Source organism: Geothrix sp. 21YS21S-2 (genome assembly GCF_030846775.1).
Taxonomy (GTDB): Bacteria; Acidobacteriota; Holophagae; order Holophagales; family Holophagaceae; genus Mesoterricola.
The window spans coordinates 2,318,177-2,336,090 of record NZ_CP132910.1 but is presented as its reverse complement, the minus strand read 5'-3'; the positions used below and the strand labels follow the sequence as shown (position 1 = coordinate 2,336,090).

Annotated in this window: 11 protein-coding genes; 4 read left to right on the top strand and 7 right to left on the bottom strand. The window is 70.4% G+C overall.

Translation table 11 applies throughout. From position 1 onward, the window contains the following. Position 1 precedes the first annotated feature (1 nt). From RAH40_RS10330 to RAH40_RS10320, 3 genes are read left to right on the top strand one after another with little or no spacing between them, the layout of a single operon-like run. Positions 2-994: a branched-chain amino acid ABC transporter permease gene (locus RAH40_RS10330; protein WP_306602030.1), complete on the top strand. Its 993-nt coding sequence runs from the start codon at positions 2-4 to the stop codon at positions 992-994. After that, complete coding sequence (locus tag RAH40_RS10325; RefSeq protein WP_306602029.1) at positions 991-1,758, top strand: ABC transporter ATP-binding protein; 768 nt, start codon at positions 991-993, stop codon at positions 1,756-1,758. Before RAH40_RS10330 ends, RAH40_RS10325 begins: the two co-directional genes overlap by 4 nt. Beyond that, positions 1,755-2,465 carry an ABC transporter ATP-binding protein gene (locus tag RAH40_RS10320; protein WP_306602028.1) on the top strand — a complete coding sequence of 237 codons (711 nt, stop codon included), beginning with the start codon at positions 1,755-1,757 and terminating at the stop codon, positions 2,463-2,465. Before RAH40_RS10325 ends, RAH40_RS10320 begins: the two co-directional genes overlap by 4 nt. Here the strand turns inward: RAH40_RS10320 and RAH40_RS10315 are convergent. Genes RAH40_RS10315 through RAH40_RS10290 form a run of 6 tightly spaced genes read right to left on the bottom strand, consistent with a single transcriptional unit; the run spans position 2,450 to position 15,483 of the window. Next, positions 2,450-3,793 carry a GH1 family beta-glucosidase gene (locus RAH40_RS10315; protein WP_306602027.1) on the bottom strand — a complete coding sequence of 448 codons (1,344 nt, stop codon included), beginning with the start codon at positions 3,791-3,793 and terminating at the stop codon, positions 2,450-2,452. The genes RAH40_RS10320 and RAH40_RS10315 overlap by 16 nt on opposite strands. A 2-nt stretch (positions 3,794-3,795) precedes the next feature. Further along, complete coding sequence (locus RAH40_RS10310) at positions 3,796-7,080, bottom strand: GH36-type glycosyl hydrolase domain-containing protein (protein WP_306602026.1); 3,285 nt, start codon at positions 7,078-7,080, stop codon at positions 3,796-3,798. Positions 7,081-7,096: 16 nt separating this feature from the next. Next, on the bottom strand, positions 7,097-10,045 hold the full coding sequence (locus tag RAH40_RS10305; protein ID WP_306602025.1) for a hypothetical protein: 2,949 nt from the start codon (positions 10,043-10,045) through the stop codon (positions 7,097-7,099). After that, entirely contained in the window at positions 10,042-11,478 is a 1,437-nt protein-coding gene (locus RAH40_RS10300) for a glucoamylase family protein (RefSeq protein WP_306602024.1), read from the bottom strand. Before RAH40_RS10300 ends, RAH40_RS10305 begins: the two co-directional genes overlap by 4 nt. Positions 11,479-11,497: 19 nt before the next feature. Further along, a complete protein-coding gene (locus RAH40_RS10295) occupies positions 11,498-14,350 on the bottom strand; it encodes a carboxypeptidase regulatory-like domain-containing protein (protein WP_306602023.1) in 2,853 nt (950 codons plus the stop codon). 59 nt (positions 14,351-14,409) lie between these two features. Further along, on the bottom strand, positions 14,410-15,483 hold the full coding sequence (locus RAH40_RS10290; protein WP_306602022.1) for a LacI family DNA-binding transcriptional regulator: 1,074 nt from the start codon (positions 15,481-15,483) through the stop codon (positions 14,410-14,412). 239 nt (positions 15,484-15,722) lie between these two features. Between RAH40_RS10290 and RAH40_RS10285 the strand changes: the two genes are divergently transcribed. Then, on the top strand, positions 15,723-17,138 hold the full coding sequence (locus tag RAH40_RS10285) for an MFS transporter (protein ID WP_306602021.1): 1,416 nt from the start codon (positions 15,723-15,725) through the stop codon (positions 17,136-17,138). A 1-nt stretch (position 17,139) separates the two neighbouring features. Here the strand turns inward: RAH40_RS10285 and RAH40_RS10280 are convergent, their stop codons facing one another. Then, positions 17,140-17,889: an SDR family NAD(P)-dependent oxidoreductase gene (locus RAH40_RS10280; RefSeq protein ID WP_306602020.1), complete on the bottom strand. Its 750-nt coding sequence runs from the start codon at positions 17,887-17,889 to the stop codon at positions 17,140-17,142. Positions 17,890-17,914: the final 25 nt, after the last annotated feature.

The following is a 17,914-nucleotide window of genomic DNA, read 5'->3' as shown; positions in this document are numbered from 1 at the left end:
CATGGGCCGGATCAAGTTCCCGATCGTGTGCGCCGCGGCCCTCGCCGTCTCGCTCGGGCTGCAGCTGGCGGTGGACGGGGGGGTCTTCCCGGACGTGCTCAACCCCTACTACCTGCACCTCCTGACGATCATCGGCATGAACATCATCCTGGTGGCCAGCCTGAACCTGCTCAACGGCTACCTGGGCGAGTTCGCCCTGGGGCACGCCGGGTTCATGGCGGTGGGGGCCTACACCGCGGCGCTGCTGGCCACGCGGGTGCTGCCCGCGGCCGCGGACCTGCCGCCGGTGGTCGGGCCCTTCTGCATCCTGGTGGCGACCCTGGGCGGGGCCATGGCCGCCGCGGCCCTGGTGGGGTGGCTGGTGGGGCTGCTGACCTTCAAGACCGTGGGCGACTACCTGGCGATCATCACCCTGGGCTTCAACATGATCATCGTCAACGCCATCCAGAACCTGGACTTCGTGGGCGGGCCCCGGGGCTTCACGGGCATCCCGAAGAACACGAGCTTTTTCGCGGTGGCGGTGTGCGCGGTGGTCACCCTGGCGGTCCTGCGCAACCTCATCCAGTCCAGCTTCGGGCGGGTGTGGGTGTCCATCCGCGAGAACGCCATCGCCGCCGAGCTCATGGGGGTGGCCGTGAACCGCGCCAAGAACCAGGTGTTCACCCTGGCCGCGGCCTTCGCGGGACTGGCCGGGGGCCTCTGGGCCCAGAACCAGCAGTTCATCACCCCCCGCAGCTTCGACTACATCAAGACCACCGAGATCCTCGTGATGCTCTACCTGGGCGGCATGGCCAGCCTCTCGGGGTCCATCCTGGGGGTGGTGGCCTACACGGTCCTCATGGAGGTCCTGCGCAACCTGCTGAGCGCCTTCGCGCCCCAGCTCACGGAATGGCGGATGCTCATCAGCCCCCTGATCCTGATCCTCATCATGCTCACCCGGCAGTACGGGCTCATGGGCAACAGGGAATGGGCCTGGCTCAGGAAGGCCCCATGACCGTCCTGCGCCTGGAGAACCTCACCAAGGCCTTCGGCGGCCTCACCGCCGTGGCCGGCTTCTGCCTGGACCTGGGCGCGCGCGACATCCAGGGCGTCATCGGCCCCAACGGGGCCGGCAAGACCACCACCTTCAACCTGCTCACCGGCGTCTATCCCGCCGACAGCGGCACCATGGCGCTGGGGGACCTGGACCTCACGAGGCTCTCCCCCGACGCCATCGCCCGCGCCGGCATCGCCCGCACCTTCCAGAACATCCGGCTCTTCGCGCAGATGACCGTGCTGGACAACATCGCCCAGGCCCTCCACGCCAGGGCCGGGTACCGCCTCCGGGACGCGGTCTTCCGCACGGGCGCGTTCCGGCGCGGCGAAGCGGCGCTCCTGGCCGAGGCCCTGGAGCACCTGGAGCGCTTCGGCCTGGCCGGGGTGCGGGATGAACTCGCCGGCAGCCTCCCCTACGGCGAGCAGCGGCGCCTGGAGATCGCCCGGGCCCTGGCCACGGGCCCCAAGGTCCTCCTCCTGGACGAGCCCGCCGCCGGCATGAACCCGCGCGAAGTGGAGCAGCTCATCGGCCTCATCCGGAAGGTGCACGACGACTTCCCCCTGGCCATCCTCCTCATCGAGCACCAGCTGCCCGTGGTGATGGAGCTGTGCGGCTTCGTGCAGGTGCTGGACTTCGGCCAGACCATCGCCGCCGGCGCCCCCCGGGACGTGGTGCGGGACCCGCTGGTGATCGAGGCCTACCTCGGGGTGGAGGAAGCATGACCTGCATCCGCGTCGAGAACCTGTCCGTGGCCTACGGGGCCATCCAGGCCCTGCACGGCGTCACGCTCGAGATCCGGGAGGGCGAGATCGTCTCGCTCCTGGGTGCCAACGGCGCCGGCAAGTCCACCACCCTGCGGGCCATCTCCGGCATGATCCCCATCCGCGGGGGCGATGTCCGCTACCGGGACCAGAGCCTCAGGCAGGTCCCCGCCCACCGCCGGGTGGCCCTGGGCATCGCCCACGTGCCCGAGGGCCGCGGCATCTTCCCCAGCCTGACCGTGAAGGAGAACCTCGCCCTGGGCGCCTGGACCCGGAAGGACGGCGCGCGCCTGAAGGCCTCCTACGACCGGGTCTTCGGACTCTTCCCGCGCCTGGCCGAAAGGCTCGCCCAGCTGGGCGGGACGCTGTCCGGAGGCGAGCAGCAGATGCTGGCCGTGGCCCGGGCGCTCATGACGGACTGCCGGGTGATGCTCCTGGACGAGCCGAGCATGGGGCTCTCCCCGCTGCTGGTGAAGGAGGTGTTCCGGGCCCTGCAGGACATCAACGCGCGTGGCACGACGATGCTGCTGGTGGAGCAGAACGCCCGCATGGCGCTGAAGATCGCGCACCGGGGCTATGTCCTTGAGAACGGCCGCATGGTCCTGGAGGGCCCGGCGGCGGACCTGGAGGGGGACCCGAGGGTGAAGGAGGCCTACCTCGGGGGGTAGAGGCTCTGTCCGTTGGAGCGCGCCACTCCGGACAGGAAGCGCGCGCTGGCCTTGGGGGTGCGTTCCAGGGTGTCGTAGTCCACGTGCACGATGCCGAAGCGCTTCTCGAAGCCCAGGGCCCACTCGAAGTTGTCCAGCAGGGACCACGCGGAATAGCCCCGCACGTCCGCGCCCCGGTCGATGGCGTCCCGCACGGCGAGGATGTGGGTGCGGAAGTAGTCGACGCGCAGCGGATCCTGGACGCCCCCCGGGGGGGCCTTGTCGGGGTCGCGGAAGGCGGCGCCGTTCTCGTTGACGTAGAGGGGCATTTCGCCGTACCGCTCCCTCAGCCACAGCAGGGTCTCCGTGAGGCCTTCGGGGTAGACCTCCCAGTCCATCTCCGTGCGCAGGTGTGTGGGGTGGGGCACGCCGCTCCACCTTCCGAAGGGCGCCGCCGGGTCGTGGCGGGTGATGCCGCGGCTGTAGTAGTTGACGCCCAGGTAGTCCAGGGGCTGGCGGATCAGCTTGAAGTCGTCTTCGGGGAACTCGGGCCAGGCCGCTCCGAAGAGCTCCGGGAGTTCCTCCGGGTAGCGGCCGAGGAGGACGGGGTCCAGGTACTGCCGGTTCATGTAGGCGTCGGCCCGAGCCGCCGCGGCGAGGTCCTCGGGGCGATCGGAGGCGGGATGCTTGGGCTCGATGTTCACCACCAGCCCCACGGAACGCGCCCCCGCGGCGCGGCAGGCCTGGACACCCAGGCCGTGGGCGCGGAGCAGGTTGTGGGAGACCCGGGGCAGCTCGCGGAAGTCGCGGTGGCAGGGCGGGTGGGAGCCCGTCAGGTGGCCTTCGTGCATCATCACCCAGGGCTCGTTGAGGGTGGCCCACATCGGCACCCGGTCCGCCAGAGCGGAGGCCACGACGTGAGCGTAGTCCCCGAACCGTCCGGGCAGGTCGGGGTCGAGCCAGCCGCCCCGGTCCTCCAGTTCGGCCGGGAGGTCCCAGTGGTGGAGGGTGATCTGGGGCTGGATCCCGGCCTCCAGCAGGGCGTCCGCGAGCCCGCGGTAGAAGTCCAGGCCCGCGGCGTTGACGCGGCCCCCGGGCATCACGCGGCTCCAGGAAACGCTGAAGCGGTAGGACCCGAAGCCCAGCTCCCGGATCAAGGCGACGTCCTCCCGCCAGCGGCGGTAGTGGTCGCAGGCGCGGTCGCCCCGGGGCGCCAGGTGGGCGCCGGCGCCCCCGGGAGCGCAGAACCGCTGCCAGTTGCTGGGGTCGGCCCCGTCGGCCAGGGGGGAGCCCTCGATCTGGTAGGCCGAGGTGCTCACGCCCCAGAGGAATCCTTTCGGGAAGCCCATGGTCACGCCCCCACGCGGATGACGACCGTGTGGTCACCGGCGGCGAGGGGCACGCGGATCTCCGGGCTCCAGGGCAGGGCCAGCCCGTCCAGGCGCGCCTCCGGGATGGACGCGGCGCGCTCCAGGAGGATGTCGTACGTGCCGCCGGTGCGGGGATCGCGGTAGCGGATGCGCGCCCGGTCCCAGGCCGAGGGCAGGGCGGGCCGCAGGCGGATCGTGTCGCCGCCCTCCAGGCCGAAGCCCAGCACGTCCTCCACGGCCACGCGGTACATCCACCCGGCCGACCCCGTGTACCAGGTCCAGCCGCCGCGCCCGGTGTGGGGGGCCACGCCGTAGACGTCGGCGGCCACCACGTAGGGTTCGGTCTGGTAGGTGGCGGGCCTTCGGCCGTGGGACACGGGGCTCAGCATGGCCAGGAGCGAGGCGGCGCGGTCCAGCCTGCCGGAGGCGGCCACGGCCTTCACGGCCCACAGCGCGCCGTGGGTGTACTGCCCGCCGTTCTCGCGCACGCCGGGGATGTAGCCCATGATGTAGCCGGGATCGTTGGGGAACGTGTCGAAGGCGGGGGTGAGCAGGCGGATCATGCCGGCCTCCTGGTCCACCAGATGGGCCTCCATGGCCGCCAGGGCCTGCTCGGAACGGGCCTTCGGCACGGCTCCGGAGAGGGTGGCCCAGGCCTGGGCCAGGCAGTCGATGCGGCACTCCGGGTTCTGGGCCGAGCCCAGGGGGGTGCCGTCGTCGAAGTAGGCGCGGCGGTACCAGTCGCCGTCCCAGCCCGAGGCCTCCAGGGCCGCCGAAAGGGAGGCCATGCGCTCCCGGAACCGCCGGGCGCGGTCCGGGTCGCCGCGCCGCTCACAGACGGGGGCGAAGGCTTCCAGGATCGAATAGAGGAAGAAGGCCATCCACACGCTCTCGCCGCGGCCTTCCCTGCCGACGCGGTTCATGCCGTCGTTCCAGTCGCCGGTGCCCATCAGGGGCAGGTCGTGCGCGCCGGTGCGGCCCAGGGCCAGGTCGAGAGCGCGGCAGCAGTGCCCGTAGAGGTTGCCGCGCGTGCCGGAGTCCTCCGGCACCAGGTAGGCCTCGTCCTCCCCGGGCTGCAGGGCCCGGGCCGTGAGGTAGGGGGCGGTCTCGGCCAGGATGCCCCAGTCGCCGGTGGTGCGCAGGTAGTGGGCGGTGACCAGGGGCAGCCACAGGAGGTCGTCGGAAAAGCGCGTGCGGATGCCCTGCTCGATGGGGGGGTGCCACCAGTGCAGCACGTCGCCCTCCACGAACTGGTGGGCGGCGTGCAGGAGGATCTGGTTGCGCGTGAGGCCCGGCAGCAGGTACAGCAGGCCGGCGGAATCCTGCAGCTGGTCACGGAAGCCGAAGGCGCCACCGGACTGGTAGTAGGCGGTGCGGCCCCACATGCGGCAGGCCAGGTTCTGGTAGGGGAGCCAGCCGTTGACCATGAGGTCCAGGGCGGGTTCGGGCGTCTCGACCTGGAGTGTGCCCAGCGTCCGTTCCCAGTAGTCGCGCACCCCGGCCAGGGAGGGGCGGGTGGCCGAAAGGCGCCGGGCCTCGGCCAGGTCCGCGGCCTCGCCGGAGACGATGACGCAGGTGCGGGTCTCGAAGGGCTCCAGCTCAACCTCCAGCTGGAAGGCGAAGCAGGGATCCGCCACGCGGCCCGTGGCCCCGTCCAGGGGCCGCGCGCCGGTGACGGCGGCGGGTTCCGACGGGCTGCCGGGGCGCCCCAGGAAGGAGCCCCGGTCGGTGGTCACGGCGCGCAGGATGCCGTCCCCGGCCACGGAGGCGAAGGCCACCCGGCCCCGGAAGGCGCCGGGGGCGGTGCTCCAGGCGAAGAGGCCGTCGCCCTCGCGCACCGTCTCCACGAGGCCCGCGGTGGTCTCCGGGGTCTCCCCCAGCACCAGGTGCGCGTGCCAGAACAGGGTCAGGCGGCGCCTGGCGGCGCCGGTGTTGGCCAGGCGCACGCTCAGGACCTTCATCGGGTCCTCGAGGGACGCGAAGACCGTGACGTCCTGGTCCAGGCCGTCCACGGAGCTCTCCCAGCGCGTGGAGCCGAAGCCGTGGCGCACGGTGAAGGCGATGCCCGGGCCGGAGGGCCCCGGGGTGGGGGACCAGAACTCCCGGCTGTCCTCGTCCCGCAGGTAGAGCGACTCGGAGAGGGGGTCGGCGATGGGGTCGTTGTGCCACGGGGTGAGGCGGTGCAGGCGGCTGTTGCCCGCCCAGGAGCAGCTGATGCCGCGCTCCGTGGTGATGAAGCCGAAGCCCTCGTTGGCGATGACGTTGGACCAGGGCATGGGCGGCAGCACGGGGTGGCCGTCCGCGCCGGGGCGCACGTGGATGACGTATTCGCGGCCGTCCGGGGAGAAGCCGCCGAGGCCGTTGTCCAGGCACGTCTCCGGCTCGCGGAGGGCGGCGGGCCGGAAGGGCCTGGGGATGAAGAGGGCCGGCTCCGGAAGCCGGATCGGCCGGATCGCGCCCGTGGGTGGGAAGGGCGTTTCCGCCGCGCACAGCGCGATGGCCTCCTCCCGCTCCAGGGCGAAGCCCAGGCCCAGGGTGAGGGATGCGCTGGCGCCGGGGGCGAGCTCCAGGACGCAGCGCAGGGCCAGGACCGGGTCCAGGACGGAACCCGCGGTGCCGGCGAGGGGGCCGCTTGCGAGGAGCGCCGCGGGCTCGGCGAGGGTGCGTCCGCGGCCCAGGAAGGCGGCGCGGTCGGTGGCGAAGGACAGGCCCCCGGGGCCGGAGGCCAGCCAGTGGCACATCCACCGGGGCTTCTCGTCGGCCCCCCGGGGCCGGCGGCGGGCCAGGAGGGCCCGGGACTCCGGGCACCACTCCGTCTGCACGAAGAGCTTGGAGAAGGCGGGGTGGGCCAGGTCGGCGCCGCGCTCGTTGAGCACCGCCTCCAGGCACGAGGTCACTTCGATGCGCCGGGGCAGGGAGGTGCGGTTGGCGAGGGTGAGGCGGCGTGCCTCGGCGTCCCGGCCGGGGAGCACGGCCACTTCCAGGGTCGTCTCGATGCCGCCGTCCGCGCGGGTCAGGGTGGCCTGGCCGTCCTGGAACGAGGCGCCGGCGGAATCCGGGACCTTCCGCGCCGGACGGAGCCCGGCGGACCACAGTTCGTTGGAATCCAGGTCCTTGAGGTAGATGAAGAAGCCGTCCGGGTCCTCGACGCCGTCGCCCCTCCAGCGCGTGAGGGCCTGCCCCGCGCACTCGGAGTATCCGGTGCCCAGCTCCGTCAGGAGGACGCGGTACCGGCCATTGGAAAGAAGATGCCCACGGTTATCCATTACTTCGACTTCCTTTTCACTGTTCCATCACCACCGTGGCGGGAATCCGCCGCAGGGTCACGCTCGTTCCGGAGAGACCTTCCATCACCTTCCCATCGATCCGCGCCCGGCGGAACGCCCCGGCCAGGGGCCACCGGAGGACAAGGCCCCCCGGAGGGCAGGGCGCCGTGCCGGAGAGGACGTAGGTGACCCGCGTCCCTTCCGCCCGGGCCGAATAGCCCAGCTCGCCGCCCGGGACCCTCAGGCCCGCCAGGCTGAATCCGCTCCGGAACCAGGCTTCCGGGACCCCGGCCCCCAGTTCCAGCGCGCCGGCATCCTCCCGCTCCAGCACCAGGAGGGCCAGGAGGGAGCGGATGTAGTCCGAGCCCACCCACGCGTGGGGCAGGTCGCCCAGGTAGACCGGGCTGCGCAGGCCGCGCTGCACCACCTCGGGCCACTGGTTCCAGGCCAGGGGGCGCCGGTCCTCCAGGTAGGCCGCGAGCAGGTCCCGGGCGCGCTCCGGCCAGCCCAGGTGGGCGCAGGCGCCGATGATCCGGGTCTCGTAGGGCGTGTAGCGGTCCTCGGGCGCGCCGCCCTTGCGGCGCTCCTGGAACTGCCGCCAGAACTCCCCGAAGGTGGCCTCCAGGGCGGGCCTCGGCAGGAAGGGGAGCTCCCCTCCCGGCAGGAGGGCCACCGTGGTGGAGGTGGCGTCGAAGTCAGCCAGCTCCGCGCACCCCGGGAGCCAGGCGATGCGGCCGCGCTCCATGGTCGCGCGCAGGGAGGCCAGCAGGTCCGCGCGGAACCGGTCCCGCAGGGCCTCGAAGTGCCGGGCCGAGGCCGGGTCCCCCAGCTCTGAGCAGATCCAGGCCGCGTCCTTGAAGCCGCGCAGGGTCCAGAAATCGTCCCAGTAGCTGTGCATGGGCTTGGCGGAATAGCCCTCGTGGCTGATGGAGGCCGGCATCATGCCGTCCTTTTCCAGGATGCTTTCCATGTAGTCCGCCGCGCGCCGGCCCTGGGGCCACACCCGGGCCAGGAAGGCCCGGTCCCCGGTGAAGCGCGCGTACTCGGCCAGCAGGTGGAGGAATTCGCCGTGGCTGTCGTTCTCCGGCACGGGGTCCGCGCCGCGGTCGTCCACGACGCAGGGCACCTTCCCGTTGGGGAAGAGGTTGGGGGCGTACCACTCGATGAACTCCCGCACCTCCCGGGCGTGGCCCAGGCGCAGCAGCGCAACGGCCATCATGGCGCCGTCGCGGATCCAGCTCCGGGCGTAGGAGCGGGTGCCGGGCCGGAGCGCGGGGCCCTTGCGGCTGATGAGGATGTGGGCCAGGCAGGTGCGGAGGGTGTCGGCCGCCCCGGGCTCGGGGAGGTCGACGCGCACCCGGTTGAGCTTCTCGTCCCAGGAGGCGATGGTCTCCCGCAGGTCGGCCTCGAAGGGGGGCCGGGGGGCGGCGTCGCCCAGCGGCAGGTCCACCAGGATGTCGCGGGTTCCGCCCGGGGCCAGGTCCACGTCGTACCGGAAGGCGCCGGAGGCGTGCCCGGCGGGGTCCTCCACGGCCGCGGCCGGGGGCAGGACGCCCCGGTGGAGATGGTCCACGATGGAGCCGCCGTGGAACCCGGCAGCGCCGGCCCCGTCGGGGCGGGTGGCGGAGACCAGCAGGCGCTTGCCGTTGACGGCGGCCGAATCCGGGCCGAAGGCCAGGGCGCGGATCTCCGTTGCGCCCCCGGGCGTGCCCAGGAACTGCAGGGGCGGGTTCACCTGGAAGGGGCGCACGGCCAGGAAGAGGGTGCCCTTCCAGGGCTTGGCGCCCGCCGACAGCCGGTAGCGGGCCCGGATGACGGGCGCCGCGGGCGTTCCGGTCCCGAAGGCGGTGACGCGCAGGGTCAGGTCGCCGTGGGTGCGGGTGACGGTAGGGATGGGCAGGGCGCCCCGCTCCAGCGACTGGGAGGTTTCCCCCTGGGCCCAGCCCAGGAGTTTCCCGCCGCTCCACAGGAACGGTTCGACGGAGGGCCCCCCGGCGCCGGCCTCGAGGGAACCGTCCTCGCCCATGAGGGCCGAGTCCAGCCCGCCGTCGACGCCCACCAGGGTCCAGTAGGGCTGTTCGCCCAGGTAGGCCCGGGGATAGTCGCCCCGCGGGGCCTTGCGGGCGATGGCCTCGAAGGCGGCGTTCCAGGACTCGCCGAAGGCCAGGGGCTGCACGGCCAGGGACCGCGCCGCGCCCCCTTCGACCCGCAGGAACCGCGCCTCCGTTTCCGGAAGGAGCAGGTGGCTGGCGGCGCCCGCCGCCCCGCGCACCTCGGCGAGCGTGGTCCAGGTTGAGCCTTCGGGTGAGCCCAGGACCCGGAAGTCCCGGGGGCCCGGGTCGGCCCAGTCGATGCGGAGCCCGCCGAACTCGCGCGGGATCTCGAAGTCCAGCTGGCGCCAGCCGGGCCCCCGGGTGTCGGCCGGGGTCCGGTCGTAGGGGACGTCCACCGGCAGCTCGCGGATGGCCAGGTCGCGGAACTCGGCGTGGCCCTTGCCGCCGGAGCCGGCGGTGACGCACCACTCGATGGAGGCGATGCGGGTGGGATCGGCCCCGCCGGGGCCCCAGGCGAACGAGACGTGGCGCTTCTTCAGCGTCACGCGGGTCCACGCCTTCGGGAAGGCGAAGGCGGGCCTGCGCACCCACCAGACGTTCTCTCCGGAGGGATCCACCAGCTTGAACTCCAGGTTCTCGGGCGGGCAGTCCCCGCGCACCTCGAAGGTGATCTCGTAGTTGGGGGGCAGGGTGAGGGGCAGGTTCCGGCGCGCGGCCGCGTAGCCGCCCCGGCCCTGGAAGTCGAAGTCCATGCGCAGGCTGCCGGCGCCGCCAAGGGCCAGCAGCACGCCGTCGGAGGGGACCGCCTTCCAGGCCTGGACGGTCTCGAACCGGTCCAGGACCCGGGGAGGCGCGGCCAGGGCCGCCCCGGCCGCCAGGGCCAGGAGGAGCCCGCGGAGGCGTCCGGTCATGGCTTCTTCGCCGCGGAAACGTCGAGCCAGCCGCCCTTGAACCCGGCCAGGCGCATGCCCCGCTGGAGCGTGGGGTCCTTCCTGAGAAGGCTCCAGACCAGGCCCGAGCGGTAGTTCTCGACCATGCCCAGGATCAGGCCCTGGTCGATGCCCAGGTAGTCGGTGTCCACCCAGCCCAGGCCCGGGACGCTGCGCCCGTGATGGGCCGGGGCCCCCGCGGGGAAGGTCTCGTTGAAGGCGTCCAGGAAGCCGTACGTCGAGAAGAGGCTGTCCCCGAAGCGGCGGCGCATCTCCTGCAGGGCCGGCAGGGAGATCTCCGGCGTGAAGGGCAGGGAGCCCGCGGCCGCGTTGGGGGTGATGGTGCCGTCGTCCAGGATGCCGTTCGCGGCGGCGCCCCGGGCGGCGTAGGTGAGAAAGGTGCGACGGACCCCGTCCACGGTGAGGACGGCGTCGGAGGGTCCGTCGCAGGCCGAGATGCCCCAGATGTTCGGGCCGTAGCCCTTCCAGTTGCCGGGGTTGGCCATGGCGTAGGAACGTTGGGCCAGGGTGGCCCGGCGGGTCTCCTCGGCGTAGTCGATGCCCGCTGCCGCCGCGGAGGCGTCGCGCACGCCGCGGAAGTCGACCCAGACGTGGGAGAACTGGTGCCCGAAGAGCGGGCCGAACTGGAAGGAGGCCTGGCCCTGGAAGGTGCCCCAGACCTGGGACTTCGTGTACTCGGGCCAGGCGGCGGGGGGGATGGGGTGGGTGGGCGAGCCCATGGCCAGGAACTCGAGGAGCATCGCCTCCATGTAGCCGTGCCAGTCCCAGGTGTTGAAGCCCTCCTCGGGCGTCCAGCCCATGCTGACGCGGTTGGCGCGGGGCATGGCCCAGGTCCACTCGACCCGCTCGTTGAGGCGGGACGCGATGGCGCGGATCTCGGCCTCGGCGGGCCGGTCGAAGTAGGCCTGGCAGGTGAGGGCGCCGGCGATGAGCAGGGCCGTGTCGATGGTGGAGAGCTCGACGTTCTTGAACCGGAGCCCGGTCTTCATGTCGAGGAAGTGGTAGTAGAAGCCCCGGTAGCCCGAGGCGTTGACCGGATCGGGGCCCTGGGGGGCCCGCTCCAGGAAGCGCAGGGTCTTGAGGACCCGCTGCGCGGCCTGGTCGCGGGTGACGTAGCCGCGCTCGGCGCCGATGACGTAGGCGGTGAGCCCGAACCCCACCGCCGAGATGCTGGCGAAGGAGGGGGTGGGATGGCGGTCCGGGATGAGTCCCGTCCCCGGATCCGCCGTGTCCCAGAAGAACTGGAACGTCCGCTGTTCCAGCAGTTCAATGAATGCCTGGTCCGAAAGCTCCGGCACGGGAGGGGCGGGCTTGGCGGCGCCGCAGGCGGTGGACACCGCCAGCAGCATCGCCAGGCCTACGGACGCCTTGGTGAAAAATGTAAACGTTCCCATGTCGGTTGGACCTTCCTGCTCAGAACTGGAACGTGGCGCCGAACTGGATGCGGCGGCCGGTCATGGCGTCCACGGGCTGGCCGAACTTCGCGGCCGCGCCGGCGGATCCGTCAATGTACCCCGAATCCCAGCCATAAATGAAGTTGTGATAGTTGAAGACGTTGAGCGCCTCCACGTTCACGCCCAGCTTGGTCTTGCCGATCCGGAAGTCCTTCTGGAGCTTCAGGTCGACGGAGCGGTAGCCCCAGGCGTCGGGGATGATGAAGCTGAACTTCTGGGGGCGGCCGGCGTTGTAGTGGAAGTGGCGCTGGTTGTAGCCCCAGCCGTTGGTCACGTCCCACAGGGTGTAGGGCAGGCCGGAGCTGAGGGTGATCAGGCCGCTGAGGCGGAAGCCGAAGGGCAGGCTCACGATGCCGTCCATGACCAGGCGGTTGCGCTCGTCGTCGGCGGTGGGGTGCTTGCCGTAGGCGTCCGCGTTGACGAAATCGAGGCTGAACAGGTCGTTGCCGGTCTGCTTGGCGCTCGAGAGCGTGTAGTGGACGCCGGCGCCCCAGCCCGAGGCCTCGGTGAAGGGCTTCTCCACGACCACGTACATCGCGTCGTACCAGGTCTTCTTGGTGTCGCTGAGCAGGACGTTGGAGTAGCCGGGGACGGGGATGTAGTTCAGCTGGGCGTCGCGGTTGCCCCACTTCCAGGTGATCGCGTCGAAGCTGCGCACGTCCGTGAAGGTGACCGAGGCGTTGACGCTGCCGACCTTCGTCCGGAAGCCCAGGCTGACCTGGTCGGAGTGGGCGGGCTTGGCGTTGTTGTCGAGGAGGAAGACCTCGGGGTTGGGGGCCACGCCCTGGGCGATGAGGCCGTTCAGGCCGTCCTTGGACATGTACTTGGGGTCCCACTTGATGGCGGGGGTGCCGTTCACGGGGGAACCGTCGGCGGAGAAGGTGAAGGTGCGCACGCCGTACTGCAGGCGGAAGCGCTCGTCGAGCACGTTGTTGAAGGACTCGCGGTCGTAGTAGCGGCCCACGCCGCCGAACACCACCGCCGTGCCGTCGCCCTTGACGTCGTAGGAGAAGCCGATGCGGGGCTGGAAGGCGCCGTAGAAGGGCTTGCGCTGGCTGCCGTTGGAGAAGTACTTGGAGTCGTACGTGGAGCCGAGCGCCGTCACCACGGCCTGCGGGGTGACATAGTCCTTGTTGAACATGTCGGCCTCGAAGTCCCAGCGCAGGCCGAGGTTCACCAGGAGGCGGGGGGTGACGTTCCAGTCGTCCTGGGCGTACCAGCCGATCTGCTTGTTGGTGGCGCTCATGTCGGGGTTGCCCGTGCCGTACTGGGCCTGGAAGGGGATGGTGAGGGTGGGGTCGATGTTGGGGTCGAAGTTGAACACGGGGTTGCCCACCTGGTACTTCTTGATCCCGTAGTCCATGAAGTCGATGTTGCCGCCGAACTTGAAGCTGTGGTTCGCCACGGCGACGTAGGAGAAGTCGTCGCGCAGGGAGATGCGCTTCTGGACGAAGTCCTGCTGGTCGGTGTGGCCGCCGGTGACCAGGATGCCGAAGTAGTTCTTGGCGACGAGATCGGGGTTGATGGCCTTGGGATTCCACTCCGATTTCTGGTAGGTGACCATGAACTCGTTGACCCAGTTGGCCGTGGTGAACTTGTCCTTCAGGCTCGTGGTGAAGACCTTGTTGGACATGTCCGAACCGTTCTCGAACGTGGTCTGGCCGCCGAAGTCGCGCTTCTCGTGCTCGGAGCGCAGGTTGAGGGAGTACTCCAGCACGTGGGCGGTGTCGATCTGGTAGTCCACCTTGGCGAACAGGAGGTTGGACCGGAAGGGGGAGCCGTAGTTGCCGGCGTAGCTCTTCAGCTGGCTCACCAGGGCGGGCGAGGCGCCGCTGATTTTGCCGCCGCCCAGGAAGACCTGGTTGTCGCGGTTCTGCTGGTTGCCTTCATAGGACACGAAGTAGTGCATCTTGTCCTTGATGATCGGGCCGCCTGCGCTGAAGCCCTCCTGGGTGCGGGAGTATTCGGGCTTGGGCTGGCCGCGCTTCTCGGCGAAGTAGTTGTTCGAGACCAGGGACTTGTTCTGGTAGTAGACGAAGAGGTCGCCGTGGAAGTCGTTGGTGCCGGACTTGGTGACGGCGCTGATGACGGCGCCCGAGGCCTTCTGGTATTCGGCCTTGTAGTTCTCGGTCATCACGCGGAATTCCTGCACGGCGCCCAGGGGGAAGGGGTTGCCGCGGCTGCTGTCCTGGCCGACGGTGCCGCCGGAGAGGAGGTCGCTCTTGTAGCTGGCGCCGTCGATGAAGATGTTGACGCGCTGGTTGGTCTGGCCTCCGGAGGAGAAGGACTGGTTCATCTCGTCGTTGGAGAGCTTGATGCCGGGGGCCAGGGCGGCGTAGTTCAGGAAGTTGCGGTTGCCCTGGGGCAGGTCCTCGAGCTGCTCGAGGGTGATGTTGGTGGCCACTTCGGCGGAGCGGAGCTCGACGAGGGAGCCCGTGACCTCCACGACCGCGGCGGCCTGGGGCGCCAGGGCGAAGTCCAGGTCGAGGGCCTGGCCCACCTGCACGCGCACGGACTTGACGGCGGTGCCGGAGCCCGGGGCGGTGGCGGTGAGGGTGTAGGTCGCCGGCTCCAGCGTGAGGTGGTACGTGCCGTCGGCCTTGGCCACCGCGATGGTGGTGAAGCCCTTGGCCTTGTTCACGGCCGTGACCCTGGCGCCGCCCACGGCGTTCCCGGCGAGCCGGACGTGGCCCCGGAGGATGGCCGTGGTGGTCTGGGCCATGAGGCATGGGGCGGCGCCCATGGCGATGAGGGCCGCCGCGAAGGCGGGGATATGGGCTGCGCTAACCCTGGCTCGGAGGGTTCGGCTCATGTTTCTCTCCTTTTGTTGTAAAAATTTAACTTATGGTAATGCTGGGGTGGAGGGGGGGGTCATTGACCCCCGCTTCCGGAAAGGGGCGGGCAGGTGGAGCCGCGGGGGACCAGGAGCACTTCGAGGGTCTGCTGCCGGGGCTGGACGGCGCCGCCGGACTCGATGACCGTCAGCAGCCTCTCGGCGGCCCTGGCGCCCAGGTCGGAGATGGGCGCGCGGATGGAGGTGAGGGCGGGGGTCAGGTACCGCACGATGGGCACGTCGTCGAAGCCCGCCAGGGAGATGTCCTCGGGGACCCGGAGGCCCTGGTCCTTCAGGGCGGCCAGCGCCCCGATGGCCATGTCGTCGTTGGCCGCGAAGATGGCGGTGGGGCGGACCGGGGCCTTCAGGAGGCGGCACGCGGCGCGGTAGCCCGAGGCCTCCCCGAAGTCGCCCTGGGCCTCCAGGGTGCATTCCCGCGTTCCGGGAAGGGCCGCCATGGCCTCCCGGTAGCCCTGGAGGCGCTGCTGGGCGTCGGTGTTGTTCTCGGGCCCGCGGATGAAGGCGATGCGCGCGTGGCCCAGGCCGATGAGGTAGCGCACCATGGACAGGGCGCCGCCGTGGTTGTCGACGCTGATGGAATCGAAGCGCTCCTCCAGGCCCCCCGCCACCTGGCTGAGGAAGACCGCCGGGGTGCGCCGGAGAAGCCGGGCCATGCCCTCGTGGACCTCCAGCTCGGAGGACAGGATCACCAGCCCGTCCACCTTCCCGTGCATGGTCCTGAGCATCGCCTCGGCGGACTCCATGTCCCCGTGGGTGCAGGTCACCAGCAGGCTGTAGTGCCGGTTCCGCGCCACCTGGTCGAGGCCCCGGATCACCTCCGAGAAGAACTCGCCGAACATGTCGGGCAGGAGGGCCCCGATGGTGCGGGTCTCCTTCTTGATCAGGCCCCGGGCGCCGCTGTGGGGGATGTAGCCGAGGCTCTCGATGGCCTCCTGGACGCGGGTGCTCGTGGCGCCCTTGACCGGGTTGCTGCCGTTGAGCACCCGGGACACGGTGGCGATGGAGACGTTCGCCATGCGGGCCACGTCGTGGATGGTCACCTCGGCCCGGTCGTCGTGGCTGGCGGCACCTTCCTGGGGGCGCTCCGTCATGGCTCGGTTCTCCGGGTGAGAGGAAATGAAAACGTTTACAAGATGGGGACAAGTAGTAATATACCCCTGACCTTGAAACCTGCAAGAAGAAAGTAACGAATATGTAACGGGCCGCTTGGCGTTGAAACAGGCTTGCGCCACATGGATACGGCAAGGCAAAAACAGGCATGCATGTTTGAACACTGAATCGGATTCTCGCTTTTTCCCTTCAAAATTTCCCACTCCCGTCAGGAACCCCCATGGCCAGCCGCCCCCACCACACGACCCTCGCCGCCGACCGGGTTCCCGTCCGGCAGAAGATCGCCTACGGGCTGGGGGCGATCGTCACGATCGTGGCGGTGAATTCCGTCGTCCAGCTCACGAGCCTCGTCTACGTCGTGGGACTGGGCATCAGCGCCATCTGGATCGGGTACGCCCAGGCCATCCCCCGCCTCTGGGACGCGCTCGTGGACCCCTTCCTGGGCAACCTCTCGGACAACAGCCGCTCGCGCTTCGGGCGCCGGATCCCCTTCCTCGTGGTGGGCGGGATCCTCCTGGGCGTGGCCTTCACGCTCCTGTGGACGGTGCCCAGGGACTGGAGCCGGCCGGCGATGTTCGGCTACTTCATCGCCACCTCCCTGTTCTTCTACACCGTCGTCCCCATCTACTCCATCCCCCACGGCGCGCTGGGCCTGGAGATGACCGAGGACTACCACGAGAAGACCAGCATCTTCGCCTACGCCAGCTTCATCGGCAACGTGGGCGCCTTCTTCCTTCCCTGGGTGTACTACCTGGCCAACAGGCCGGTGTTCCACGGCGACACCGTCGCCGGGATCAAGTGGGTGTGCCTGGGCATGAGCTTCTTCCTGACGGGTTCCGCGCTGGTGTGCGCCCTGGTGTGCAAGGAGGGCAAGCTGACCCAGGCCCGCAAGCAGGAGCGGATCCCCATCCTCAAGGGCTTCCGCGCCACCTACCGGAACCGCGCCTTCCTGAAGCTGGTGGCCGCCTTCACCCTGCTCATCGTGGGCTTCCAGGTGGTGATGGGCTTCAGCAACTTCACGACGATCTTCTACCTCTTCGGAGGCGACAAGGACGCCGCCTCCAGCCTCATGGCCCAGAACGGAACCCTGTGGGCCGCCGTGGGCATCGCCGGCGTGTTCCCGATGCTCTGGCTCTCGAAGCACCTGGGCAAGAAGGGCACCGTGATCCTCAGCTTCTCCGTCATCGCCGGCGGCAACCTGCTCAAGCTCGTGTGCTACAACCGCGCGTGGCCGCGGCTCACCTTCCTGCCGACGATCTGCCTGTCGCTGGGGATGGTGTTCTGCTTCTCGCTGGTGAACTCCATGATCTCGGACATCTGCGACGAGGAGGAGGCGCGGGTGGGGACCCGCCAGGAGGGCGTCTACTTCGCCGTCTACAACTGGTGGTGGAAGGTGGGCGTCTCCATCGCCTCCGTCACCGGCGGCTACCTGCTCCGGTGGACGGGCTTCCTGGAGGGCGTCGGGACCCAGACGGCGAGCACGATGTTCTGGATCCGGTTCTGGGAGATCGGACTGCCGACGGCGCTTTGCCTGGCGGGGATCTTCCTGCTGGCGAGCTATCCGCTGACGGAGGAGAAGGCCTACGAGACCAAGGCCCTGCTGGCCGGGCGCAAGGATGCCGCCGCGGCGACCTGAACTAGAGCATCATCCCGCCGCCCCCGGCGGACAGGTACTGGCCGGTGAGGTACCCGGCCTCGTCCGAGGCCACCAGCGCAATGATCCCCGCCACGTCATCGGGCTGGCCGATGCGCCTCAGGGGCAGCCGGCTTCCCGCGGCGGTCTTGGCCGCCTCGGGGAAGTGGGCGGTGGCGTCGGTCTCCGTGAGGCCGGGGGCCACGACGTTCACCCGGATGCCGTGGGGGCCGAGCTCCAGGGCGAGGGACTTCATCAGGGCGTCCAGGCCCGACTTGGCGGTGGTGTGGGCCGAGAAGCCCTCCCCGGGCTGCCGGGAGAGGCCGCTGCTCACGGCGATGATGCAGCCCTTCCGCCGCTGGATCATGCCGGGCACCGCCGCCTTGCACGCGTGGAAGGCCGAGGCCAGCTCGCCCAGGAGCTTCTGCTGGAACCCCTCCCAGGGCATCGCGGTGAAGAGGGCCACGGGGAAGCTCATGTTGGCGTTGAGCACCAGGGTGTCGATGGGGCCCAGGGCGGCCTCGGCCTGCCTGAAAAGGGCCTCGACCTGGACGGGGTCCCGGGCGTCGGCCTGGATGGCGACGGCCCGGCCGCCCGCGGCCGTGATGGCTTCAACGACGCCGCGGGCCGCTGCCTCGTTGGAAGCGTAGTTCACCGCGACGGCGGCGCCGTGGCCGGCGAGACGGCGCGCGGTGGCGGCGCCGATGCCCCGGCTTCCGCCGGTGACGAGGATGGTGCGTCCTGCGAGCAGCATGGTCTGCCTCCTGGGGGTCAATGTC